Raw genomic sequence first — 24305 nt, 5'->3', positions numbered from 1 at the left:
ACGATGAAGATCAAAAAGCGAAGAGTAAAATAAAATCAATGATAGGCACTTCAAATAAAACTGCATGCAGTCAATTTTTTGCCTATGAAATTGATTTTATTTACTCTTTTCCAGTCCTACCCCTGTTAACGAAGGAATAACAGCAGATAGGCCGGAGCCATCACCTTTTTCTCTTGTTTTTCTGCTTTTAGTTTAGAAGGAGCCAGCCGATTTGTCAATGAGATTCGCCTGCTTTCCTTCGATAAAAGAAGTTCTTACTGCAATTCACACCTTGCCTAACAAAAAAATTGCATCAAACTACGTCTCTGCTTACTGTCGCCTGCTGATTTTTTCAACAGGAAGCTGGATCTCAGTCAGCCATTCCTCTTCACTTTCTTTATTCCAAATACCATCAATATAGCTTTCACGAAAAGGCCCTGTGATTCGATAACCGTTATTTTCAGCAAACTGGATCACTGCAGCATAGGCTTTCGGAAACTCAGTGTAGGCTCCTTTATGGACCGTGCAAACTGCCTCTGGTACTTCTTCTATCTGCATTTAAATCACAATTAACTATTTTTAATTCCTGACCTTGTTTTTTTCTTCTATCTCCACTATATTTGTGGGTAACCCTATTTATTTCTATGTAGAGAGGATGTTTCCCTTGAATTATCCCTTATTAAATGAACAAATGCCTCAGACCATCATTCGTGTTTGGCGGTTGCGAAGGATTACGTCACTGATTATTTTCAGCCTGATTTTCGCTGCTTCTTTTTGGTTTCTAGCCATGCAAAACTGGCTGCATTTCTGGGTGTTCGCCCTTTGGTCAAGCCTATTGGCACTGGCTTTGATCAGTCATCTGCTTTCTTTTGTGCTGATGAGCTACCGTTACAAATTCCATCGCTACGAGATCCAAGAAAATGATATCGCTATTCAACGTGGCTATCTATTTCGCAGCACCACGTATATTCCGATCCGTCGAATCCAGCACATCGAAACAGACCAAGGGATCTTTTTGCGAAAATACGCTTTAGTCTCCTTACAGATCCATACGGCTGCCACCAACCACACCATTGAAGGCCTACCAGTGGCGCAAGCCGAACGCTTGCGAGAAACCATTATGACTTTAGTTGAGGTGGTCAAAGATGATCTATGAAAAACAACGACTGCCGTTGCTGTGCATTGGCCTTTACTGGTTCAAAAATTGCAAAAATTTTCTGGTACTAGCATTTCTGCTTGTATTCAAATTATTCAACGACGCCCCTTCTTTGCCGATGATTCTGGGCGGCATCCTGCTATTTTTACTGATCTGTCTGATTTTTGCGGTACTGTCTTACGCCCGCTTTACCTTTCAAATCGATCAAACGAGTGTACTAGTCAACAAAGGACTCTTTATCCAAAAACAAACGATTTTGCCATTTGAACGCATCCAAACCATTCAAGAGAATCATTACTTTTATTTACGTCCATTTAAATTAGCTGAAGTGAAGTTGGAAAGCGCCGCAAGTTCGAGTGGTGAAGCCGAAATTCTTTTCCCTGCATTGCCGCTGGCTCTCATTGCCTCCATCGAAGCGTCAAAAAAGGCGGCTGCGACACCACAACAGCCGACTGCCCAAACAACTAGTAGAGAAGAACCAACCGACGATTACGCTGCGTTTTCAGCTGAGAAGTCAGCCAAGCCGTCGCTAGAAACATTCACTTTGAAATTCAAGGAGATTTTCTTGTTTTCTCTCACTGATTTTTCTGTTTTCACCTTGGTTCTAGTCATCGGCTACAACGTGATCGACAACATTCCCAATCTCTTTGCCTATGCATCGGAATTGCAGCAACTTGGCCTTTTACTAGGTGCTGCACTTTTACTCGGGCTGCTGATTTTGTTTTTCTTCCTTGCGATCGCCAGGAATCTTTTCCGTTATTATGGCTTTACGGTGAAAACGAACCAACAACAGCTGCTGATCACGCAAGGCTTGTTTTCTAAACGACACCAAACGATTCCCCTCGCTAGGATCCAAGGGCTGAGTGTCGAACAAAACCTTTATCGCCGAATCTTTCATCTAAGCTCCGTCAAGTTACTGCTGGCTGCTGGCAGTTCTTCAGAAAGCGATGATACGGTCTATCTGTTCCCCATTTTGAAAGAGGCGCAGCTGACCGAAACATTGGCCCGCTTTTTACCCGAATGGTCGTTTCAACAAACCGCTCTAGTGAAAAATCCGCAACCCAACTTTTGGTACTTCTGCCGTTGGCCGCTGCTGATCGGGCTGCTTGCTGTAGGAATCTCCGCCTTCTTTTTCTGGTGGTTAGCGCTGATTTTCTTCGTGTTCTTTGGTTCCTTCGTGTTATCAAGCATCTGGCGGGGCAAAATACAAGGCTATCAATTTTTAGACAACCACGTATTGTTGTGTCAAACGATTCGCGGCTTAACAAAGGTGACCGCTTATCTGAAGAAAAATAAAATCCAAGATTTCACCGTCACCACGACGTATTGGCAGCACAAAAAAGGGCTTGGCAAGTCACAGCTGACCATCAAAACCGAAGATACTCTCACCGAAAGTAAGCTGTTCTACTTTCCATTAACTGAAGCAGAAAAGTTACGGCGCTGGTTTTTGTCTTAGTTCACACAAAAAAAGCGTCAAACAGCAGGACTGACGCGCTGTTTGACGTTTTTTCACAAGACCTGAAAGGAATGAAAAGGAAGCATCAACCATTGATTCGTTGATGCTTCCTTTTTCTATCCCCTGTCCTTACCCTCGACGATTTGCTGCTTGATTGAAGCAGCATCTAAGCCATATTCTTTTTGCAGGAAGTCGGGTGTGCCGACTTGGCCAAATCGTTCATTGACACCAATGCGTTTTAAAGGGACAGCACTGCCAGTTTCAGCAAGCACTTCGGCGACGGCACTCCCTAGTCCACCGGTGATAGAATGATTTTCGATGGTGATGACTTGCCGTTTTCCCTGAACTTCGCGGATGATCAATTCTTTATCGATCGGTTTGATGGTAAACATATCGATCACTTCGCAGCTGATTCCTATTTCTGCTAATTCTTCTGCCACTTGCAGTGTTTCAGAAACCAGTTGGCCACTGGCAATCAACAACAGTTCATCGCCTGGTCTTAAAATATTGCCTTTCCCTAGTTCAAAGGTCGAGCCTTTTTCATAAATCGTTGGAACAGCTTTCCGATTGCCTCGTACGTAATGAATGCCGGATAATTGGCTAAAGGTTTTTATGATCCACGCCATTTGGACTGCATCCGCTGCATCGCAGACGATCGATTGGGGAATCATTCGCATCAAAGCCACATCTTCCCATGTCGTATGGGTGCCGCCGTTGTGCCCGACTGCAAACCCTGGATCAGAACCGTAAATATTGATCGTATTGCCGCCATAGCCGCCAGAAATAAACAACTGATCGAATACCCGACGCGTCGCAAATGGCCCAAAGGTGTGGATAAAAGGTGTATAGCCAGTTAAACTCAAGCCAGCCGCAACGCCAACCATATTGGCTTCCGCGATCCCCATGTTGACAAAGCGTTGAGGATGTTTGTTGGCAATCGCTGTCCAGCCACTGGCAGAGCCAAGGTCGGCATCCAACGCAACTAGCTGGTTATTTTCATCCATGAGTTCCACCAATGTGTCAACGACACATGTTCGCAGCTCTTTACCAGCAGCAGTGGTTTTGCTTAATGTAAACATGCCTTAGCGTCCTCCTTCGATTTTTATCGTCAATTCTTTGATTGCCGCTTCTGCCGCTTGATTGATTTCATCCGTGGTAAACTTCACGGAGTGATTGGCATCTAGTTCTTCAAAGAAAGGAACGCCTTGTCCTTTCACGCTGTCCAAGACAATGCAAACCGCTTGGTCTTCGATCGCTTTGCAGCGCTCGATTGCCTCATCAATGGCTTGCATGTCTGCTCCTGGAACTTTTTCTGTATAAAAGCCAAATGCAGTCATCTTCTGCTGGATGTCAAAGGGATCAAGAATGTCTTTGGTTGGCCCATCTAGCTGTTTTTTATTGTCATCAATAATGACGATACATTGATTCAGTTTGAAGTGGGCAATGTATTGGAAGGCTTCCCAGCACTGTCCTTCATTTAGTTCGCCGTCCCCGACGATCAAATAAACAAAATTGTCCTTCCCTGCCAAGCGCAGACCCGTCGCGATCCCGGCAGCCATGGAAGTCCCCTGCCCCAGTGAACCTGTGGTGGCATCAACCCCCGGCGTTTTCCAGCGATCCGGATGGGAAGGCAGTCTCGTGCCGCCCTCATTGATCGTCCATAACCACGACCGATCAAAATAGCCCGTATTTGCTAATGCACTGTACAGTGCGGCGCCAGCATGTCCTTTTGATAAAACGAGTCGGTCACGATCCGCCCACTGTGGATCTTGTGGATTGACCCGCAGCTGTTTGCCGTACAAAACGGCTAATAATTCAACAATTGAAAAGGAACCGCCCAGATGGCCTTGCCCCATTTTCTTGATGCTGCAAAGGGTATCTAAACGAATCTTTGCCGCTAATCTTTCGAGTTCGTGGTATTCTTGTTCACTGATTGCCACTATTTATCCCTCCATCCTCTATTTATTCAGAAACAGATTTTGCCCGGCTGTTTTTCTTGAAAATCGTCAATCCGATCAAGACCGCGACTACCGCAATTATCCCTGAGAAGATGGCGATTTGACCGCCCATATTGGCTAAGTTTCCTAGGAAGATCCCTGCAACTCCATAGTCGGTATCAGAGAAAGTTGAGCCTTGGAACCCAAGATCCCCCATGACTGGCATCAACAAGATCGGCATGAAGCTGATAATGATCCCATGAATAAAGGAACCAATGACGGCGCCTCGCACACCACCCGTTGCATTGCCGTAAACACCTGCCGTTGCGCCACAGAAGAAATGGGGCACGACACCTGGAATAATAACGGTTGTTCCTGTGAAGACCATGATGATCAAACTAACGATTCCACCGACAAAGCTGGTTAGAAAACCAATCAGAACAGCATTTGGCGCATAAGGAAAGACAATCGGACAATCCAATGCAGGAATCGCATTAGGAACAAGCTTTTCGGAAATTCCTTTAAAGGCTGGTACGATTTCTGCCAAAATCAGACGGACACCAGCTAAAATCACAAAGACACCAGCGGCAAACGAACCGGCTTGCTGCAACGAATAAATGATCGAGTTCGTGCCATTGCTAAGATTTTCTGTAATAAATTCACTCCCAGCAAAAATTGCTACGATCACGTATACAACAGCCATCGTAATCGTGATACTAACAGTAGAATCCCGCAAGAAAGACAGGCCTTTCGGAAAATTGATGTCTTCTGTAGATTTTTCCTTATTGCCGACGTATTTCCCGATCAATCCGCTCAATGCATAGCCGAAGTTCCCCGTATGCCCTAATGCGACGGAATCATTTTTGGTAATTTCTCGGGTAAACGGCTGTGCGATCGCTGGGAAAATCGTGTTACAGATCCCTAACGCTAAGCCGCCAAATAAAACTAGATTAAAAGTATTCATTCCAGTAACGCTCAAAATCACCGCAATCATGCACGCCATATACAACGTGGCATGCCCAGTCAAATAAATGTATTTAAAGCGAGTGATACGGGCAATCAAAATATTGAAGGCCATGCCGGCTAACATAATAAGTGCGGTATAGGTGCCGTAAGTCGTCAAAGCCAGCGCAACGATCGCTTCGTTATTAGGGACGACCCCTTGCATGTTAAAGGCTGCTTGGAACATCTCCCCAAATGGCGCCAGAGAGCTTTCGATCACCCCAGCCCCGGCAGTGACCACGAGAAACCCAACAAAGGTTTTGATGCCCCCTTTGACGATCGTGGCAATGTCTTTTTTCTGCAGCACATTCCCCAAAACGGCGATCAGTGCAACTAGGATCGCTGGGGTACTCGCGATATCAATAAGAATATCTAAAAATTCGTTCATGACTGTCTACTCCTTTTTATAGTAATCCTTTTTCCTGACAAACGGCTTGAACCTTTTGCTTCAATTCATCGAGATCGATAATACTGTCTAACACCACGATCTCACCTAGATGCTGCGCACTATCGGCTAAATCGCCACCAACAAAGAAAACATCCGCCATATCGGGTGCGGCACTTCCTAAATCATAATGGGACACTTCCACACCTGAGACACCCAGTTCATTTAAAACAGAATTGATATTCATCTCCACCATAAAACTTGATCCTAATCCTGACCCACACACTGCTGCAAATTTCATTTTTCATCTTCTCCTTCTCTGATCACTTCAATTATTTGATCCGCATTGGTTGCGGAAAGTAACGCAGTTAGTTTTTCATTATTCGACAAAATTTTAGTCAAACTCGCTAACGCTTTTAGATGGAGCTCATTGTCAACCGCCGCCAAACATATAAACACGTGAATGGGGTGTTGCGGATCATCATTCAAAAGCACTGGTTCTTTGACTTTTAATAACGACATCCCGATCGCATTGACCCCATCTTCTGGACGCGCATGAGGCAAAGCGATGCCTTTTCCAATATGGATAAAGGGACCGTGATCCACCACTTTATTGATCATGGCGGTTATATACTGTTCCTCAATTTTATTGGTCTTTTTTAATGGCGCAGCTGCAGCTCGAATGGCTTCTTGCCAAGTCAGCGGCACCTCGGTAAATTGGATGGTTTCTGCTGTTAATAAATCTGATAACATCGGACGTTGGTCTTCCCTTCTATTCAATTCTCGATTGATTTTTCTTTGCAAAATTTTTCTCAGCTTTTGCTTACTGATGCCTGCTTTTAAATCAATATAGGGCAAAATCACTTCTAACACATCGTCAATGGAATGCAAACCAGTTTTTGAAGGAAAGAATGCCGCTTGTACGTTTTTAACCAATTCATCCTTCTCAATGGGCGTCATAATCGGATTGATCACATAACATGGCCGTTTGGTTTTGATCGGCGCACTGGAAAAAATCAGATCAATCTCTTCATTGAAGCGAACATTTTCATACTCTTCGATCGAACGAGCCGGCATAAAATGGATCTGGGGAAACAGTTCCTTTAATTCTGATTCCAAAATCAAGGATGAACTGATGCCACTGGGACAAACGACTAATGCATTCAGTTGGAAGTAATCACGTTTGGCCTTTTGTTTACTGACTTCCCCACCAAACAAAATCGTAAAATAACCGATTTCTTCATCAGGGATCGTACCGACTAGGTCTTCTAAGGAACCCAGTGCTCGTCTCGTCAGTTCAAACAACTCATTGTATTGCAGCTTGATTTCTTCAATCAGTACATTCTCCAGTGGAAAACCGTAGCGGATTCGAAAATACGCCGGGACAAGATGATAGAATGTGTTCATCAAAAGGGTGCGATAGTCCACAAACTCGATAGCTGCCAGTCGTTCCATTTCATGAATGATCTTACTGGCACATTCCAATAAAAACTCTAATGAAGTATCTTCGATATCTCCTTGCAGAATCGTTTTTAGCAGAATCGTTACATAAAGCGCTTCTGTTTCCCGATCTTTGATGGCAGGAAATTCTGCTAAAAACTGCTGACTGACTTGATGGACATGCAGCGACTGTAGCAGCGATGTTTCTGTCTCCGCTAAAGAAACAGCCGTTTCTGCCATCCGAAAGGATAAATAATTAAGAAAATAAAGCATTTCTTCGAAGCGGCTCGGCACGATCACCAGATTGAAGGCAGTCAGTGTTGCGGACAAATGATCTCTGATCCGAACATAAATCGTTTTATCCTGCGCATAGATTCCCTCAAATAAAAGCAAATTCCCGTTTTTCGTATTGGATAACGCACTGACTTTTCGAAAAGCAAGAGCGCGAATCTGATATTCCTCTCCCTCTAGATAAAAGCCATATTTTCGAGAGTACAATAGTTGAATCTTGAACGCCGCAAGTTCCTCTCTGATCCCCTTTACATCCTTCAAAATCGTATTTTTACTGACATAGAACAGCTCTTGAAACTGATAGACAGATAAGTCTTTCACTGCTGAAAAAGTCAGAAGATAAATCATGGACCGCCGCTCTTCTTCCGAAAAAAACAACGTGTTCTTCTGGACATCGAAAAGAATTTCCGGCCATTTTCGTTGAATCAGCGAAGGAATCAAAACTTCTCCCTCATGCATCGTGATTCGTTGATTCAACCGCTGTTCAGTGATTTGATTGATCTTGGCAATCTCCGCCAGAAATTCCTCATCCCTCCACTTCGTCAACTGAAGAAACGCCTCAATATTTGGTTCTGAAAACAGATACGTCAATTTGAAATGAATCATATTTGCTACCCCCACCTAAACTATAGCTTGCACAAAATGAAATCGCCATCATTTCTCGGCACAACTGAAACTCCGTTTTTTTTAAACGATGGACCGAAGAGGAGATTTCAAGGATTACCATACCATTTTCACATAAAAAGAGGATATGCGATGACCAGTATTTGTTTTTTAACGCAAAAAAAGCGAATCAGCTTGATGACTCGCCTTTCAAAAGTGATAAGTAATAGAAACAGATGGCAAAAATGGGCTAATCGCTAGGAAAATCCAATCTAGATTGCTTATAAAAAACAGGTGCCCTTCGCATAAAGTACACCTTTTCCACCAATGATTACTCGCTCATCTGCTAAGGTACACTCAAGAAATCCTCCTCGTGCAGAGAGTTGCTGAGCCGTCATTTTGGTCTTATTCAATCGGCTGCTCCAATAGGGAATCAGGTTCGAATGAGCCGATCCGCAAACAGGATCTTCATCAATCGTCAACTTAGGAAAGAAGGTTCGAGAAACAAAATCGACCGTTTCCCCAGGAGCTGTCACGATCACGCCAATCCCTTGCTCAAAGGTTTTTATTAAAGAAAAATTAGGTGTTAACTGTTGAATCTGGGTTTCATTATCCAATACAAAGAAAAGATCTCTTGCCAAGTAAGCCTCGTTGATTTTGGCACCGATCGCTTCTTCGTATATGGGCAATATCGCCGTTTTCTCTGGAAGAATCGCTGGAAAATCCAGTGATAAAATTTCATCATCCTTCGTCACACGCAGCTGTCCGCTATATTTTGTTTGGAAAACGATAGAAGTTCGTTGAGGTTCATAATAATGAAACAGCACAAACGCTGTTGCCAACGTTGCATGTCCGCAAAGATCAATTTCACGATCTGGCGTAAACCAGCGAAGGCTATAAGAGTCTGCTTCTTTTACGGCGAAGGCCGTTTCCGATAAATTGTTTTCGATCGCGATTTTTTGCATCAGCTCTTCTGGTAGCCATTCTGGTAAAATAAAAACGGCCGCTGGATTTCCTTCAAAAACCTTTGTGGCAAAAGCATCTACTACATAATACTCTAAGTTCATTTTTCTACTCCCTTTCGTTTATTGTATACGTACTCTGCGCAATAGAGATCTTCTACTGCGAGCCCCACCGCATCAAAAATCGTGTATTCTTGTTCCGTTTCTCGTCCGTGACATTTCTGAGTAACCAATTCCCCTAACGAACCTTTGATAGCAGAAGGATGAAAGGAGTGTTCTGCGATTGGAATCAGAAGATCGCCACTTTCTTGCAATACTGCTTGATAATCATCTACATACACACTGGCCGCAGCCACTAGATCACTGGTGAGTTCACGTGTTTCTGGGGTAAAGGTTCCGATTGCATTGATATGGGTGCCAGGTGAAACCATTTCTTTATCCAAAAATGCCTGCTTACTAGGTGTTAAGGTACAAAGAATGTCGGTCTCACGTGTCGCTTCTATTAGATGGTTACAGGCAATAACCTCCAATTGCGGATAAGTTGTTTGGACTGCTTCAACAAAGTTCGCTAGTTTTCTTTTATCTAGATCATAAACAAATACAGTGTGGATCGGACGAATCGCCAGCATCGCTTGTAGATGGGAGGAAGCTTGATGTCCGGCACCAATTAGTGACAATTTGGTCGCTTCTTTCTTTGCTAAATAATTCGTCGCTACTGCTGATACTGCTGCCGTGCGAATCCAAGTAATACTATTTGCATCCATTAACGTAAGTGGCGCCCCATTTTGGCTATCAAGCAAAAGAATTTGTCCTAAATGAGTCGGCAGCTGTAACGTTCCGTTCTCTGGGAAAAAGGACATGATTTTTGCGCCATACACCCGGTTTGGACCTAAGTAAGCGGGCATTAAAGCAAAGAGATTTCCTTGCTTTTGATCTGGCAACGGCAATACCGCTCTTTGCCATTGAGAAACAGTTTGCTGCTCAAAATCACGAAAGCAATTTGTCATAGCTGTAATGGCTTCAGGAAATGTCAGTTCACGTAAAATCTCTTGCTCTGTTATAATCTCCATAAAAATTCCTCCTTTTTTCATTATCCTACCCTCAGCAATTCATACAATCAATGATATAATTGTATGGAATACAATTTAGGAGGTGTTCTTATGCCCATCAATTCTTATGAAGAGTATGCCCTTAGTTGGCGCCCAGACAAAACGCAGCTTACCCGTCCCTTTTATCGTTCCTTGATCAAGCGCTTAGAAGAAGATATCCTCTCTGGCAAGCTCGCCAAAAATACCCGCTTACCCTCTCAAAGAGAGTTAGCAGATTTCTTAGATCTTAATTTCACTACGATTGGTCAAGCCTATAGATATGGTGTCGAGAAAGGAATTCTCTATAGCCAGATTGGCAGCGGCACTTATGTTTCTGCCAATGCATTCGACTCGATCTCTATTTCTACCAGCAATGTGGCTACGCACATCATTGATCTGGGACTCGTCAGTTCCTTTGAAGAATGCAATTCCTTGATACTGCCCACGATTCAAAAAGTCGTCAATCATTCAAATATTGTTGGGATCATGAATTATCGAGAACCTCAAGGATCCGATTATCAATTGACGACCGCCAGCAACTGGTTAAAGACGCAAGGGGTCATCGCAGACAAAGACACGACTGCGATTGTTTCTGGTGTACAAAACGGCTTAGCGATTGCCTTGGCAGCCTTATTTTCTCCGGGAGATCGGATCGCAGTTGATCGTTACACGTACTCAAATTTTATTGAATTGGCACACCTCTTCCATTTAGAAATTGTTCCTATTGATTACGATCAGGAAGGAATGCGTCCGGAAGTACTTGCACAAGAATGTCGCAAGAAAAAAATACACGGACTCTTTGTGATGCCCTCTTGCAACAATCCGATTGGTTTTCAAATCACCGAATCCAGACGAAAAGCGCTCGCAACAATTATCGAAGAAGAATCCTTGTGGGTGATCGAAGATGATATTCATTCTTTTTTAACGACGTATCAACAAAATAAAGTGATTGCTCCCTTTCAAGCGCTGCTCCCTCAACAAGTCATTTATCTTGCTGGAATGACTAAATTTATCTGTTCGGGGCTGCGGGTCGCTTATCTTGTTTTTCCAGAAGCGGTCCGAGGAAAAATCGAACAAGCCATTTTCACGATCAATGTAAAAACCTCTCCCTTGGAGGCAGAGATCGTTACCGAGGTTTTGAACAGTGAAGTGGCGCAAACCATCCTTCAACAAAAATTTGCTCTTACGAAACAAGCAAATGCACTTTTTGATGCGGTCTTTGACTGTCAATCAAAACCAGCAGTCTATCCCTATTATCGTCATTTATCGATTCGCTCAGATGTTTCTCAATTGGACATCGAACAAGACTATTTGGCAAAAGGCGTGCGCATCTATCATTCCAATCGTTTCACGACCCAAAAGCAAAGTGACCCGTTTATTCGATTGTCCCTGTCATCGAATCACTTAGAGGTGTTAGAAAAAGGACTGTGCATTGTAAAGGACTCCTTAAAGACCTACCAGTAGCTGTCTAAAAAATCAGCAATCCGTTGAACAGTGCCTATTTATTTGTTATAATACTCGTGTAAAGAGGAGTTGTTGCCACAACTCCCCTGCAGCGCCATTTAAGACGGCGACAGGTTTTTAAACTTAGAAGATAACCGTTTCCCTGTTAAAGTCGACGGTTATTTTTTTTGTCATTTTTCACTTCAACTAGGATACCAAAGATCAGCATGGCGGTAAATGTACCAAAACTGATCATTAGCCCGATTGCTTCCGCTGTGGACAAAAAGGCTTCTCCTTTCTGAAGAGTTAGTACTTACATTCATAAGCACCACCACCTTTCAAAGCTAGCCACCGTCACAAACTTTACTGCAGTCAAATGGTACATACTTCCATCAAAGAAACTTCCAAATGACAAGGATTTATCATTATTTTTTTCACGGGGCATGGTTCATTTGCTGTGATTCATTCCATAGAATCATCAAAATATACCGCTGTTCTCTCTTCAAGCCTGATCCGCTCTTTCCCGACCTTCTCCAGCCCCTTTTCTCAGTCCCAACTAAGGGCCTCCCATCAAGAAAAATAGTCAAAAAGTCAATATCGTTCTATTCGCCAAAAAACACTTTTGTTATAGTTACAAAAAGGAGGTTTCAGATGAGAAACGAACGACAAATTATTCAAGATAGCACCCTTGGTGTAGAGGCCTTATTGTTTAACGGTATCCAGCAAGAGTTTCCTAACCATTGGCATGAATATTACGTGATTGGCTTAATGGAAGCTGGCACGCGCAAATTCACCTGTCAGAATACTTGCTATATCGTTGAAGCGGGCGATTTGATTTTGATTCCACCAAAAGCTGCCCATAGCTGCCAGCAACTCACGGAAGAGAAACTGGTTTACCGCAACATCCACTTAACACCAGAGAATATGACGGCGCAGGTGCAAAAAATTTTCAACACTCGATTGACACCCCACTTTCCTGAACCAGTCATTCGTCAAGTAAAAGAAAAAGAGGAATTCCATGCGGTGCACCAACTATTGCTGTCAGATCAGGGCGATGAATTTGAGAAACAAGAACGCTTTACTTGTCTCCTTCACGACCTGCTTGTTCAGTATGCGGATTTCACCCAAAAACAGACAGAGACGACTACAAATAAAGCTGCTGTAGCGAAAGCCTATATTGATCAGCACTATGCCGAAAAATTATCACTGAGTGAATTAAGTGACGTTCTTGGAATGAATCAGTACGTCTTGATTCGGCAGTTCACGAAAGCGTATGGCCTGTCCCCTTTTCAATATTTAAGTACTGTGCGCATCAGTGCTGCTAAGAAAAAACTGGAGGCTCAAGAGGCAATTGCAGAAGTCGCTTTTCTGACCGGTTTTAGCGATCAAAGCCATTTTACCCGTATCTTTAAAAGCTTGATTGGGGTCACCCCGAAAGCTTATCAAACAATTTATCAAGAAGATGGAGTGAATATGAATGAATAACCAAGAAAAATGCGTCATGATTATCGATGAACAATTACCGATTGGATTAGTCGCGAACACTGCGGCGATCTTAGGTGTTACTTTGGGAAAACTGTATCCAGAAGGAATCGGAGAAGACATCTATGATTCGACTGGTAACAAACACTTAGGAATCGTCAATTTTCCGATTCCTATCTTGAAAACAAACAAAGAACAATTGCAGACCATTCGCGAATCGATTAGCCAACAGTCAGAACAAGATGTCACTATCATTGACTTTTCCGATGTCGCCCAAATTACTAATTCCTATGAGCAATACCGCCAAACCCTCGAGTCGATTGCTCCAGAAAAGCTGGCTTATTTTGGTATTTGTCTAAAAGGCAAGAAAAAGCTTATTAATAAAGTTGCTGGTAGTTTGCCGTTGTATCGGTGAAATCGCTAGTGAAAAGGCAGCCGTCTAAAATTTCCTTTTGTTTCTGACAGTTCTTCTTTACAAAAGCACTGTTCATCTGATAGCCTAACAATTTTCATTTACAATAATCCATGGAGATAGCCTAACTGGTGGAATTTCGTCGACTAAATTCTACCGATTAGGTTATCTCTTTTTTTACAAAAAAATGTTAGTAGAAAATCCCTAGATTTTCCACCAACACTAAATATTCTAGACCTATTTTCCTTCGTTTTCTATTCTTACGAGTAGCCACTGAAAAACATCTTATTCTTCGTGATAAATATTCAACCCTACTTCAGTATCTTCCACACAACTGTTCGCTGGTGCTTTAGCAATAAGATAAAGAAAGTAAAAGTCTCCCACGCAACTAGCGGCATGTACGGAAGCGATCCAAGTAAAAAGAGACACGGTCAACCAACCAAAAAAGTAAAAAAGAAAAAGACCCACAGAAATGCCAATGAATGGTGCCAATAAAACGATGGCAAATTTTCCTTTTGAATAAAAGGAATGGGGACTCGTGGCATATGCTACCCCATTTTTGAACCCAAACTTTACCTTCCCTTTGGGGTCAAAAAGCTTGAAGAAGGCACCGTGGATCAATTCATGAATGATGATGAGAACAATATACGTACCCATTAAGATCAAAAGTCCGATGAAAAAAGGGGGTTCATTAGTTGCTCCGTGACCAGCTACTGTTAAAAATGTAAAAAAGACATAGAAAAAAATCAAGGCAGGGATTGCTGCGAGATTCAATCTCTTTATTGTTTTTTGATCATCCATCAAATTAATTTGTTTGAGTAATTTCATCGCTGTTCTCCTTTTTATTTTCGACATATTTCTTAGTACATGATTTCTATGAATTCCCTTTACCCAGCCAACAAGAGCAGCAAACACAAAACCAGTGCCGTTAAAACGAATAGGAAATTGATCGTTTCTGGCGCACCTTCAATTCTTCTCTTTAGTGGTGGAGGACGAAAAGTTGGATTCATGCTTTTCGTTTGGTAGTCCACACTGCTTGATAAAAAGCTGTCGGAAGGGATCATAAACACCAAAAGAACGCCATAAATAATGGATGCCGGAATCAGGAGTGAGCATTTGGCTAGGTAACCAATCAGCAGACTCGCGATCAAAGGAATAGCTACGTACAAAGCACTTTGGTACAGTGTTCGCCGAATTGGTTTCATAGGGAAGTCTCCTTAGTAGTCATCATTACACACATCACAAAATAATTTTATTTACTTATCAAATAAATATACCATTACTTTCAAAGGGTGTAAACACGCCAGAAAACCATGTCGATGCTGCCAAGTGCGGCTGCCCAATGCTAGGTGCAAAAAAAGAAGTGGTTTCTCTCCACTTCTTAAAAAGTACTCTACTTATTTTTTCTCTTCACTTAACCTCTAAAGATAATCGGTAAACCATTTGGTAAACCGTTATACTTGCCAAATTGCTCCCTCTCTTCCTTTTGAAAAAGATATGACTTTGGAAAAAGAAACCTATGATCCTTGTCTCTCTATTAAAATTTCTTCTGAAAAGCAAACGTCTCAAGAAAAAATAATCGTGCGATTTCTGCCTTTCCTTTTCGCTTCATACAAAGCTTGATCGGCTTGGTAAAAGGTTTCTGAAATGTCTAAGGCTGGCTCGGCTTCTGAAATTCCTGCTGAAAAATAAAGAGTCAGTTGAGCTGCATCTAAATTCAACTGTTCCTTCCTTAAGAATGAATGGAACTCTTCAATGATATTTTTTACTTCACTTAAAGTATGTCCTCTAAACAAGACTAAGAACTCTTCGCCCCCGTATCGATAGACCTCCACTAAAGACGGATCTTCGATTTTTTGGTCAAGAAAAGTCGTCAGTTTTTCAGCGAAAAACGTCAAGGCTTGGTTACCGATTTGATGTCCATAGTGATCATTGATCTGTTTGAAATGATCCAAATCCAACATCCCTACAATTAGTTGATTCTTTTCAATTAATGTTAGCTTAGAGATGTCCTCGTTTAGACTGCGGAAATTCTTTATCTTTGTCAACTCATCATAATTGCGTTCAATGATTTTTGTGTTGATTTTTTCGAGAAAGTTTTTTTGGTTATGAAGATAATACTTCCACAAAAAGAGAATGATCCCTGAGCCAATCCCTAGAAATACAACATCGCCAAAGCCAATTTCTCGGCGATAAAAAAGTCCTGAGTCGACCATTGGCGAACCAACAGTCACAAGAATTGAAAATAGATAAAAAAAGGTGTGATTTGCTTTACCGAAAAATGTTTTCTTTAATAAGTAGGTCACGATTAAAATGACATAATTTAAACCGATAATAAAGAACATAGCTTGCCAATCAAATTTATTGATCAATGCAAAAAAAGTTAGCAAAATAACAGGGACCAGCCCAACTAAATAGATTTTTTCTTTGAGGACGCCAAAATAATAAATAAAGATCGGAATCGTATATTCATACGCAACATAACCAATACTATTTAAAGAAAATGATATAATAAAATAGACTTGCGAAATAAACAGAACAATGCCGATCAGAATTTTAAACGAAAGACGCAAGTTTAATTCTTTAAAATTTTTGATAAACAGATCATACGATATAAGCAAGCTCACGACTAAAATAGCATACATCGCAGTATAAATCAGATGGATAATCATACGACTCCTTCTTTCTTTGCTTATTCTTCTTAAGAATATCTCGCCTATTTATTGAAGGTAACGCTTCTTTCTAGCAGATCATAGACGAGCATGCGAGCGATTCATGGAAAGGATCAGGAACATTCTCCCTTCATGAAACCAAAATTAAAGCCACTCCAGAAAGGAGCAGAAACCAATGGCTGAAAAAATTGAACAAGAACTCTTATCGATATTTCCCCAATTATACTTTGATGCCCAGCCTATCTTTCAAATGAAACAAGATAGTCAGAAAGTGATTGGCTACGAGTTATTATTGCGAAGTACCGAAAGAAATAGGTTTCCCCTTTCTTTCTTCCAGCAAGTGATCAAATACAAAAAACTACACACTCGCTTACTACAATGGTATCGAAATGAAATTTTCAGCTTGCTTCATCCCAACGAAAATACAAAAATTAGTCTCAATATCCACCCGCAACAACTTAGTTACCCAGAAACCTTTCTGATGTTAGCAGACTTAGCCCCTTACCATAATCGTATTTTGATTGAGATCACCGAAGACGATACGGAACCTTCCATCGCCTGTGATCCCAAATCCTTTCTTATGAACAAAATCAACCAAATAAAACAGATGCACTTTTCTGTCGCATTGGATGATGTAGGGACGGGCATTCATTCACTGACGAATATTGCGCCAATGCTGGACAAAATCGACGTGATCAAATTCTCTCCTATCTCATTGCGCGTGCTGCCCCAAAAAGAGATTTTCTTTTTGATCGACTTCTGGCGCAATATTGCCAGTAACCGCCAGATCCAATTTATCGTTGAAGGAGTGGAAACCTCCGATATTCACGAGTATTTGCTTGAAGAAGAGATTTTTCTTCAACAAGGGTTTTACTTGGATAAACCTGCCCCTGCGGATCAATTGAAAAAAAGATAGGCTAGAGCAGTTGCTTTCTAACACTAATTAACAATAAACACAAACGATCGTTAAAAAGCAAACAGATGCCTTTCAAATATAACACAAATAATTTTATTTGCAGAATTTTTGCTGGTTGCGATCATTTTTTGCCCTTATTTACAAAAACCGTGTAGGTCACTTCTTCAATCAGGCATTTTACACGAAAGAACTTAGAAACAAAAGAAAAGACTATTCCCAGCATGACTAACGCAGTAACGAGGAAGCGAAATAGAGAGAAACATTACCACAAAGTCGGCTTTTTGGTAGTGTTTCTCTCTATTTCATGTCTTTTTGCACTTCCATCTTCCAATTACATCGTATATAGTAACGATCCATTTCTTTAGCCAAAAGATTCATTTTTTATGCTTGACTGTTGATGGCTTTCCCAAAATATATCACTCCTCCAGCCTGCGTGCCGATAGGAATCAAAAGCAAATGAGCAAAGTCTCCTCTCATTGCTTTACTATGGGAAAATTTAGCTGTGAGTGGTTTACTTAATATTGAATATTAGCGAGTGCTTCGCTTCCATCCCAAGAGTATACCCGCAAAGCTCTTTGAAGTAATAATGATAATCCTGTTCAACAATTCGGATGATCTCTTCATCTGTAAAATCATCAAACCTCATCAAATCAGTGATCAAGACAAGTTTTGCATCAATGCCTAAAATGACAGGAATTCTTTCCCAAAACGTGTCTTGCGAGATGTCTTGAACCAAACAATTGAGCTGATCCAATTGTTTGGCAACATAATGTGCTAATGCACCATTTGCTCTGAGTGACCCTGCTAACTTTTCTTGGAATTTCTCTATATATTCTTTTTTTGATGTAAAAACAGTCATTCTATGCTCCGCTCCTTTACAGTCATTTCTTTTATCGTAGGTATCCTCTTTCTTACTAAGGTGCTTGTTTCTTTCACAACCATTATCAATGTTGGCTAGTTTTCATCAAACACCCTATTCAACCCTTTTAGTAGGCAGGCTAAAAAATATTTTTTCTTACGTTCAAACGATCAAGTAAACCAACCATTATGACGAATGCGTCCTTATGGCTTGCTGTATACTATTCATCGTTGACAAATTTTTCACCTGCTTCATTATTGTAAAAAATTTCTTACTTCTGTTTTCCGGTACAGTCACAACAGATGGTATTTCCCGATTCATTGCTCGTTGAACAGTAGAATAGGCAGCAGCAAGCTTGTCTTTGCTTTTCGTGCTTTCATAGAAACTAAGAAAAAAGAGAAACTGTGGGATTGCGCACAGTTTCTCTTTTTAACGTTCGACTTTGTAGTTGATGCTTTACGGAACAAATCGTTTGCTGAAGGATCTTTTTCTTCTGATCAGAATGAACAGCACCAATGCTAAGAGTAGATACCCCAAAGATAGCAAGAACTGTTGATTTGAAGAGCCAGTTTGCGGTAATTTCCCTTGTCCAATTTGAGAAGCATCTGCCACGATCGTTATCTTATAATCATTGTCGCACTTCGGTTTCTCTTTCGACTCACTGGTAGCTTCTCCAATCCGCCCATTTACCGTGATTTGTCCTACTGTCGGATCAGCTGACGCAATAACCGGAAATCCCCAACCAAGGATAGCTAAGCATCCGATAACTACAAAAAACAATTTGCTTCGTTTTTTCATGCGATTGATCCCTTCTTTATTGGGATGTTAATTATTCCTCATCAGCCAAATCAGGCGCAAAGCTTAAGACTAAGTTGAAGCTTGGATTGGATTCTTTACTTGAATCCACTGGAGTTGCTTCTCCATTAAAGCCAAAATCGCCATCAGCATTGGCACCTGTATTACCCGTTAAAGTGAATAACTCAGTTTCCACAACGGTTGCTACTCCATTGGCAAACAACTCGATATCATTTACGTTTAACAAATCAACCTCGCCCATATTCGATGGCGTATCAACTCCAGTAACTGAAACGATCACGCCAACAGCTGAGTTATTGATTACTTTATAGTTAGGTGAAACAATCTCCGCATGGTTAGATGCTTCAGTAGTATAAAACAATGCTGTCGTCGGAATCGTTACATTGATCCATGCGTTTGGATCAACTGGATCTGGTCCAGGGGTGGTGTTATCAAATTCCCCGATGATCCCGTTTACTTGGATTTCTCCTGAAGTGTCACCCTCACGTCCATCAATGGTTTGTGTCGCAAAGGCTGTTACGCCACTTGCTACTACTCCTGCGATCGTTGCGGTACTCAAAATAGCTGCTACTAATTTTTTCATTCTTATTTCCTCACTTTTCTTTTTTAATTTTTAACGATAATCGTTAATTCTGCTTCAGTGACCCCTTGCTTTTCTTTGGTCTCAGGGTCGTAGATGTTGATCGTGGCTTTGGCAGGATATTCGCCTTTAGCCAATGGTGTTGTCAAATTGACATTTTCCACAAATTGGTTTGGATAGATCGCACCGGAAGAGTAGATCACTTCTCCGCTAGACAGTAAAGAGATATCCACGGCAATTGGATAAACGTTCGTTCCAGGGTTGACGATCTCGATCGAGCCGGCACTGTGGCCGTCTTCAAAAAGAGCGGTTGGATTGATTTGCAGGGTAAAATAATTGGCATCTGCGATTTCCTGCGCCCGCTCAGCCAATCGCTGGTCGGTGGCATCACCGGCTTCAGGCAACAGGTCAGCACTGATCAAAGGAACGGCTTCTTTTGATGGATAGAAATAGTACCCGATCCCTCCAGCAAGTACTGCCAGTAGCAACAACCACAAGACCCATTTGCGTTGTTCCTTGTTTTCGGTTTGACTCGTTTGCTCCAATGGATTCACCTCCTTAGTGTTAGGTACGATCATGTTGCTTAATCTCTGGGTACGAATCGCAAGATGATGCGATAGTTCGGTACCAATGAATCTTCGTAATAGCCCCCTTGGTCCTCTTCTGCATCTACGACCCACCGAGGATAATCACCGTAAAAATCACCAGTCAATGAAATCGGTGCCCGGCTCCTTTCTTCTAAGCGCATCAGGGGTTGTTCTTCCATTGCTTCATAGAGCTGGATTTCCGTTTCTTCCGTTTTTAGATTCAAACGTAACAACGGTACCGAGATGTCGTCATAGGTCAGGATAGGGTCTTCCTCTTCGCTTTCACTTTCCGCATAATCAAGCGGATCTTCGCCAGCTTCTAAAAGCACGATGCCGGCACTATCATCAATAGCTACTTGATTGATGTAGGTAGCTACTGCCAAGGAAGAGTGATTACGGATCTCATACGTTTGACTCTCAAAATTACGATTAGACTCCGCCGCATTGTATAAAGATTCGAAAACCATTTTCGTCGGGATCGTCACCCGCATATGCTCAAGTTTGGAAGTCACATCAATACCGATCACCTGTTGATAGGCTTTATTCCCCACTTCAAGCACCGCATAATAGCTGCCATCTTCGTCAACATCCAAGGTGACATCCGTATCAATGACACGAAAATCAGTCGTCATATCGGCATGAGTTAAGACATTTTCGGCTTGTGCTCGACTTTCTTCCAGAATCAAAGCATGGAGTGCTGCTTCATTAGCTAGTTCATTGACTTTGAAGCGGTCCAATGTGATATTGTAGGCTTCAAAATCCACCCCTTTGATGACTGTGCGACGGGCTGTGGTATCAATTAGTGTCTCAACAGAAGGTTTTGATAAGAAGATTGAAACTTCAGTCTCCGTTTCCAAGCGTTCATTTTCTCTCAGTTGGATGCGGAAATACCGATAGAGTTCACTTTCATCACGGTATCCTTCCCATTCGATACGTTCAGAATCCTTGGTCAACTCAACGACCTCACCCGCCGTATTCGTGTATGTCACGACTGTGACATCTGTATCTTCATACATTGAACCAGTGATCTCAGTGGACTGATCACTCAAGGCATCAATTCGTGCCACCAACCCTTCTGGTTCAGAAAAAGCGATACGACGATAGTTATTGGCGCTGATTGCGGCAACAAAATCCACATCATTTAATGAGGAGATGGATCCTTCCGCATTTTCCACACTGATATAACGAGAACGCGCATTTGCGTTGAATGTTCCCCATGACGGGTTGACCCCATTGTTTCGATTGATCCGCAATCTACCTGAAACATTGATAAATTCTTCATTGGGTTGCTCACCAGTTCCTGTCCAAAGGGAAACTTTTTGATTTTCAAAATTGATCGATAATCCATTCGCCGCGGTGTTATTATTCGAACGAATCAATTGCTGTAATGTCGTTCGACTTGTTCCTGCACGTGTCGTAGGATGGATCAACTCAAATCGTTGAACCCCTTGAAGATTTAAGCTCGCACGGGCGTTTCTAAAATAAATCATCTCATTACGGTTTACTTCGGTTTCGACTAGAAACACCGCTTCTTCATCCACCGTTATAGTATTGGCAATGTCGATCATCGGTCGACTGGTTGAACGATTCCTCGTTCTACCAGCATCTGTCACATGAAAATTAGCATTTTTACCAATCGTCATTTCACTGAAACGCCGTGTGCTTGAGTTAAAGCCATTGGAAGTATTGGCATAAAAGGAAGCACCTTCTTCCATGACAAAGCTAGCTCCTCGCGGGGCGTAAAAAGCAGGTCCTATTTGCTCTATCGACATTTTCGCCCCTTTGCCCAAGGTGACAACGCCGTTCGTATTATTGACCCGAATCGCCCCAGCATCATTTCGGTTGCGCTCACGGACAACGGTAAGTTCTGCTTCTTCACCTAAAGTAAAAATATGACTTACTCGAAATGGTGAATCAGATAAGGTTTCCGAAACAGTCAAGTTCCCACTGGTTGCTTCCGTATGATAGATTTTTGCTTTGCTACCTGTGACAAACGAACGAATCGTACGCCGTCCGGTGAAGCCGTAACTGGCTTTTGAGTGAATCTCCGCTCTATCGCCTACATAAACATTCGTTGTCGTGGTTCCATAAAAGGCGATCCCCCGTACTTCGACGAATAGCTTACTGCCTTCTTCCATCGTAAATTGAGAGCTAGCACGGGTCAGACGAATCGCTTCTGCCGCTCGAGTAGATGTTCGATTGATATGCAATTCTGCACCAGCCTCTAGTTTTAGCTCATCCCGCAAACGAATAAAGTTTTGGTTGTCATTGGTTCCGTGTTCAGATAAAAAGAGCTTCGTTTCTTTCCCTACGATCATTCTTCGAGTGGAACCGTTGTTTCCGGTCAAACCTTGACCGGATGTCAGATTGATGACATTTTCCTCACCGAAATGCAGTTCACTTGTTGTAGCGATCCCATGAAAAATCGCTCCTTGTTGGGTAATCGTCATATGATTGTTATTGCCAGAAACAAAGCGAGCATTTGCCGCTTGCAATTGCAAGAATGCCGCACTACCGACAGTGACTTGGCGCTTAGAATTCAAAATAACATTATCACCCGTAATGAAGGAATCACGAACAGAAAAACGGCGCACATTTGAATTATTATTCGCACGCTCTTCTAGCTCAATATGGCTACGGTCCTCCATGCGAAACGTTTTGATCATCGTATCGGCAGTAAAACCATTACCGGTGGTTGCATCTATCCGAGCATTTTCCCCCACAACGACATCCGCTAAAGAAGCGGTCAGGACTGGACCGGTCTGATTGACAGTCATCTTAGTAAAGGCACCGATGTGGACCTCTGCTTCTGCACTGCGCAAATGGATAAAGGCACCAGTTGTCGTTCCTGTGCGTGTCCCAGTAATCACCGTTGGCCGTTCAGCAGAACTATTTTCGACGATCAATCTGCGTCCGGCATTGATCGCTGGTGTGGCGCTAACTGTTCCAAATTCAGAAAACTGCACTTGACTTCCTGCTTGGATCACCACTTCCCCAAGGGTACTCGTCGTATTGCCTGATAATCCTTGACCAGTTCCAACGTCAAGTGTCGCTCCCGCAGCGACCGTCAAGCGGCTATCTTGGTTGGCATTTGGTACAGAAACCACTGCCCCAGACTGACGGATCGTCGTCACACTTTCTTGCCCAAATACAAGTGTGGCTGCTGCTCCAGTCAAATGAAAGACGGTCCCAGCATTGGTATTTGCTGCCCGTGTGACGGAAAATACTGCTTGTTCCGCAATCGCTCCTTGATTTAACTCAAAAATCGGAGTGGTATTTGTGGAACGATGATCGATCGTAAATTCCCCTTCGACGGTCATGCGGTTTGCAGTAAATAGTGTCGGAATGGATGCGGCTGCGGTCGTTAGCCGATTGCTGCCTTTGAAATGCAGGTGCGCTTGATCATTATTCACCAATCGTCCAGTAGACGTTGTTAGCTCTAGTTGAGTATTTTCAAAAACGATCGTGGATTGCCCAGTTGTTTGAGCCAAACCTTGGGCCGAAATGATCCCTTGCAGCTGAAGACCTTGCCAAGTTAGTTGCACTGGATTGGCAAATTGCATCAAATCATTCGCTGTTGCTTGAGAAATGACTGCTTGTTGCCCAGTAAACGTAACATTTGTCCGCTGAATCTCGTTAATTGGTGCAGTCAAAGTGAAAGTGCCAGAAAGAGTCAGAAGGATGGCTTGGTCATTGGCGATTTGTCCATAGTCATACAAAGTGTCTTGACTATCCGTATAGGATTCTCCTAATAAAATCGCCCGCAGTTGCTCCTCACCTTCAACTGAAAGTGCCAGGATTTCTGCTTCTGTGTCCAAGGCTTCGACTTGTGGTTCTTCCACATCTGCCTCATCATCAACCTCGTTTGCCAAATCTGCCTCGTTCGTGCTTTCTTCTGGCAATGATTCTTCTACTAGCTCTTGGTCTTCTTGACTAGCTGGGGACGAATCTTCGGGAGATTCAGAGGGCGCTGGGGGTTCTTCACTGCTTTGCTCCGTTATTGCCGGAAAATCAGCTAACTCATCCGAGCTACTCGTTGGCTCAAGGTCAGATGACGCGCTCGCTTCTGTAAGCGAAACAGCATCTGCCTCAACTACTTGTTGGAAAGTCACTATCGTGTTGATTCCAGAAGTACTTATTAGTAGTAAAGCAGAAAACAACGTAATTAATTTCATCATGTCCTCCTTTCTTCAAGTATTATTCAGTAATATGAAGTCCTTATGCCTAGGCTACTCGCCC

The 24305-nt window shown here is 42.4% G+C and carries 23 protein-coding genes; 6 read left to right on the top strand and 17 right to left on the bottom strand.

What is annotated here, in order from left to right:
• Positions 1–309 precede the first annotated feature (309 nt).
• Positions 310–537: a GyrI-like domain-containing protein gene (locus IGI78_RS03000; protein ID WP_430618387.1), complete on the bottom strand. Its 228-nt coding sequence runs from the start codon at positions 535–537 to the stop codon at positions 310–312.
• Positions 538–634: 97 nt separating this feature from the next.
• On the opposite strand from IGI78_RS03000, the gene IGI78_RS02995 reads away from it, so the two are divergent.
• Entirely contained in the window at positions 635–1135 is a 501-nt protein-coding gene (locus IGI78_RS02995; RefSeq protein WP_430618385.1) for a PH domain-containing protein, read from the top strand.
• The gene (locus IGI78_RS02990; RefSeq protein WP_430618384.1) at positions 1125–2591 is read left to right on the top strand and encodes a PH domain-containing protein; all 1467 of its coding nucleotides are present in this window, start codon (positions 1125–1127) and stop codon (positions 2589–2591) included. The genes IGI78_RS02995 and IGI78_RS02990 overlap by 11 nt, the downstream gene beginning before the upstream one ends.
• Before the next feature lie 116 nt (positions 2592–2707).
• Here IGI78_RS02990 and IGI78_RS02985 read toward each other — a convergent pair whose 3' ends face one another.
• From IGI78_RS02985 to IGI78_RS02955, 7 genes are all read right to left on the bottom strand, one after another.
• Positions 2708–3670 (bottom strand): transketolase family protein, encoded by a 963-nt coding sequence (locus IGI78_RS02985; protein ID WP_430618383.1) that lies wholly within the window; start codon positions 3668–3670, stop codon positions 2708–2710.
• Positions 3671–3673: 3 nt separating this feature from the next.
• On the bottom strand, positions 3674–4531 hold the full coding sequence (locus IGI78_RS02980; protein WP_430618381.1) for a transketolase: 858 nt from the start codon (positions 4529–4531) through the stop codon (positions 3674–3676).
• 22 nt (positions 4532–4553) lie between these two features.
• Positions 4554–5918: a PTS ascorbate transporter subunit IIC gene (locus IGI78_RS02975; RefSeq protein WP_430618380.1), complete on the bottom strand. Its 1365-nt coding sequence runs from the start codon at positions 5916–5918 to the stop codon at positions 4554–4556.
• A 16-nt stretch (positions 5919–5934) separates the two neighbouring features.
• Entirely contained in the window at positions 5935–6216 is a 282-nt protein-coding gene (locus tag IGI78_RS02970) for a PTS sugar transporter subunit IIB (RefSeq protein WP_005227537.1), read from the bottom strand.
• Positions 6213–8252 (bottom strand): BglG family transcription antiterminator, encoded by a 2040-nt coding sequence (locus IGI78_RS02965; RefSeq protein WP_430618378.1) that lies wholly within the window; start codon positions 8250–8252, stop codon positions 6213–6215. Before IGI78_RS02965 ends, IGI78_RS02970 begins: the two co-directional genes overlap by 4 nt.
• Positions 8253–8530: 278 nt before the next feature.
• The gene (locus tag IGI78_RS02960) at positions 8531–9316 is read right to left on the bottom strand and encodes a PhzF family phenazine biosynthesis protein (protein WP_216682257.1); all 786 of its coding nucleotides are present in this window, start codon (positions 9314–9316) and stop codon (positions 8531–8533) included.
• Positions 9313–10281 (bottom strand): ornithine cyclodeaminase family protein, encoded by a 969-nt coding sequence (locus IGI78_RS02955; protein ID WP_430618377.1) that lies wholly within the window; start codon positions 10279–10281, stop codon positions 9313–9315. The genes IGI78_RS02960 and IGI78_RS02955 overlap by 4 nt, the downstream gene beginning before the upstream one ends.
• Positions 10282–10371: 90 nt before the next feature.
• On the opposite strand from IGI78_RS02955, the gene IGI78_RS02950 reads away from it, so the two are divergent.
• On the top strand, positions 10372–11763 hold the full coding sequence (locus IGI78_RS02950; RefSeq protein WP_216697735.1) for a PLP-dependent aminotransferase family protein: 1392 nt from the start codon (positions 10372–10374) through the stop codon (positions 11761–11763).
• Positions 11764–11908: 145 nt separating this feature from the next.
• Here IGI78_RS02950 and IGI78_RS02945 read toward each other — a convergent pair whose 3' ends face one another.
• A complete protein-coding gene (locus IGI78_RS02945; protein ID WP_232844550.1) occupies positions 11909–12025 on the bottom strand; it encodes a putative holin-like toxin in 117 nt (38 codons plus the stop codon).
• 368 nt (positions 12026–12393) lie between these two features.
• Between IGI78_RS02945 and IGI78_RS02940 the strand changes: the two genes are divergently transcribed.
• Together IGI78_RS02940 and IGI78_RS02935 are read left to right on the top strand one after the other, a co-directional pair.
• Positions 12394–13227 carry a helix-turn-helix domain-containing protein gene (locus tag IGI78_RS02940; RefSeq protein WP_077453667.1) on the top strand — a complete coding sequence of 278 codons (834 nt, stop codon included), beginning with the start codon at positions 12394–12396 and terminating at the stop codon, positions 13225–13227.
• On the top strand, positions 13220–13639 hold the full coding sequence (locus IGI78_RS02935; protein WP_216682254.1) for a DUF2000 domain-containing protein: 420 nt from the start codon (positions 13220–13222) through the stop codon (positions 13637–13639). The genes IGI78_RS02940 and IGI78_RS02935 overlap by 8 nt, the downstream gene beginning before the upstream one ends.
• Before the next feature lie 282 nt (positions 13640–13921).
• On the opposite strand, the gene IGI78_RS02930 is transcribed toward IGI78_RS02935, so the two are convergent.
• The 3 genes from IGI78_RS02930 to IGI78_RS02920 all read right to left on the bottom strand — a co-directional run bounded on the left by IGI78_RS02930 (position 13922) and on the right by IGI78_RS02920 (position 16308).
• Positions 13922–14464, bottom strand: a complete 543-nt coding sequence (locus IGI78_RS02930; RefSeq protein WP_216682253.1) for a DUF3267 domain-containing protein — start codon at positions 14462–14464, stop codon at positions 13922–13924.
• Between the two features lie 59 nt (positions 14465–14523).
• Entirely contained in the window at positions 14524–14841 is a 318-nt protein-coding gene (locus IGI78_RS02925; RefSeq protein ID WP_086293978.1) for a hypothetical protein, read from the bottom strand.
• Positions 14842–15201: 360 nt separating this feature from the next.
• A complete protein-coding gene (locus IGI78_RS02920) occupies positions 15202–16308 on the bottom strand; it encodes a GGDEF domain-containing protein (protein WP_142963223.1) in 1107 nt (368 codons plus the stop codon).
• 175 nt (positions 16309–16483) lie between these two features.
• On the opposite strand from IGI78_RS02920, the gene IGI78_RS02915 reads away from it, so the two are divergent.
• A complete protein-coding gene (locus tag IGI78_RS02915) occupies positions 16484–17224 on the top strand; it encodes an EAL domain-containing protein (RefSeq protein WP_430618375.1) in 741 nt (246 codons plus the stop codon).
• A 511-nt stretch (positions 17225–17735) separates the two neighbouring features.
• On the opposite strand, the gene IGI78_RS02910 is transcribed toward IGI78_RS02915, so the two are convergent.
• The 5 genes from IGI78_RS02910 to IGI78_RS02890 form a co-directional block, all read right to left on the bottom strand.
• The gene (locus IGI78_RS02910) at positions 17736–18083 is read right to left on the bottom strand and encodes a DUF7006 family protein (RefSeq protein WP_077453673.1); all 348 of its coding nucleotides are present in this window, start codon (positions 18081–18083) and stop codon (positions 17736–17738) included.
• 456 nt (positions 18084–18539) lie between these two features.
• A complete protein-coding gene (locus IGI78_RS02905) occupies positions 18540–18881 on the bottom strand; it encodes an LPXTG cell wall anchor domain-containing protein (RefSeq protein WP_086293976.1) in 342 nt (113 codons plus the stop codon).
• A 31-nt stretch (positions 18882–18912) separates the two neighbouring features.
• Entirely contained in the window at positions 18913–19482 is a 570-nt protein-coding gene (locus IGI78_RS02900; RefSeq protein ID WP_430618374.1) for a hypothetical protein, read from the bottom strand.
• Between the two features lie 23 nt (positions 19483–19505).
• Entirely contained in the window at positions 19506–20024 is a 519-nt protein-coding gene (locus tag IGI78_RS02895) for a hypothetical protein (protein WP_428219073.1), read from the bottom strand.
• Between the two features lie 38 nt (positions 20025–20062).
• Positions 20063–24241, bottom strand: coding sequence for a hypothetical protein (locus IGI78_RS02890; RefSeq protein WP_430618371.1), 4179 nt, complete (start codon positions 24239–24241; stop codon positions 20063–20065).
• Between the last annotated feature and the right edge of the window lie 64 nt (positions 24242–24305).

The sequence above is a fragment of the Enterococcus sp. DIV1767 genome (genome assembly GCF_050542585.1).
Classification (GTDB): domain Bacteria; phylum Bacillota; class Bacilli; order Lactobacillales; family Enterococcaceae; genus Enterococcus_D; species Enterococcus_D innesii.
The sequence above is the reverse complement of the archived record's forward strand: the minus strand, read 5'-3'. Positions and strand labels throughout refer to the sequence as shown.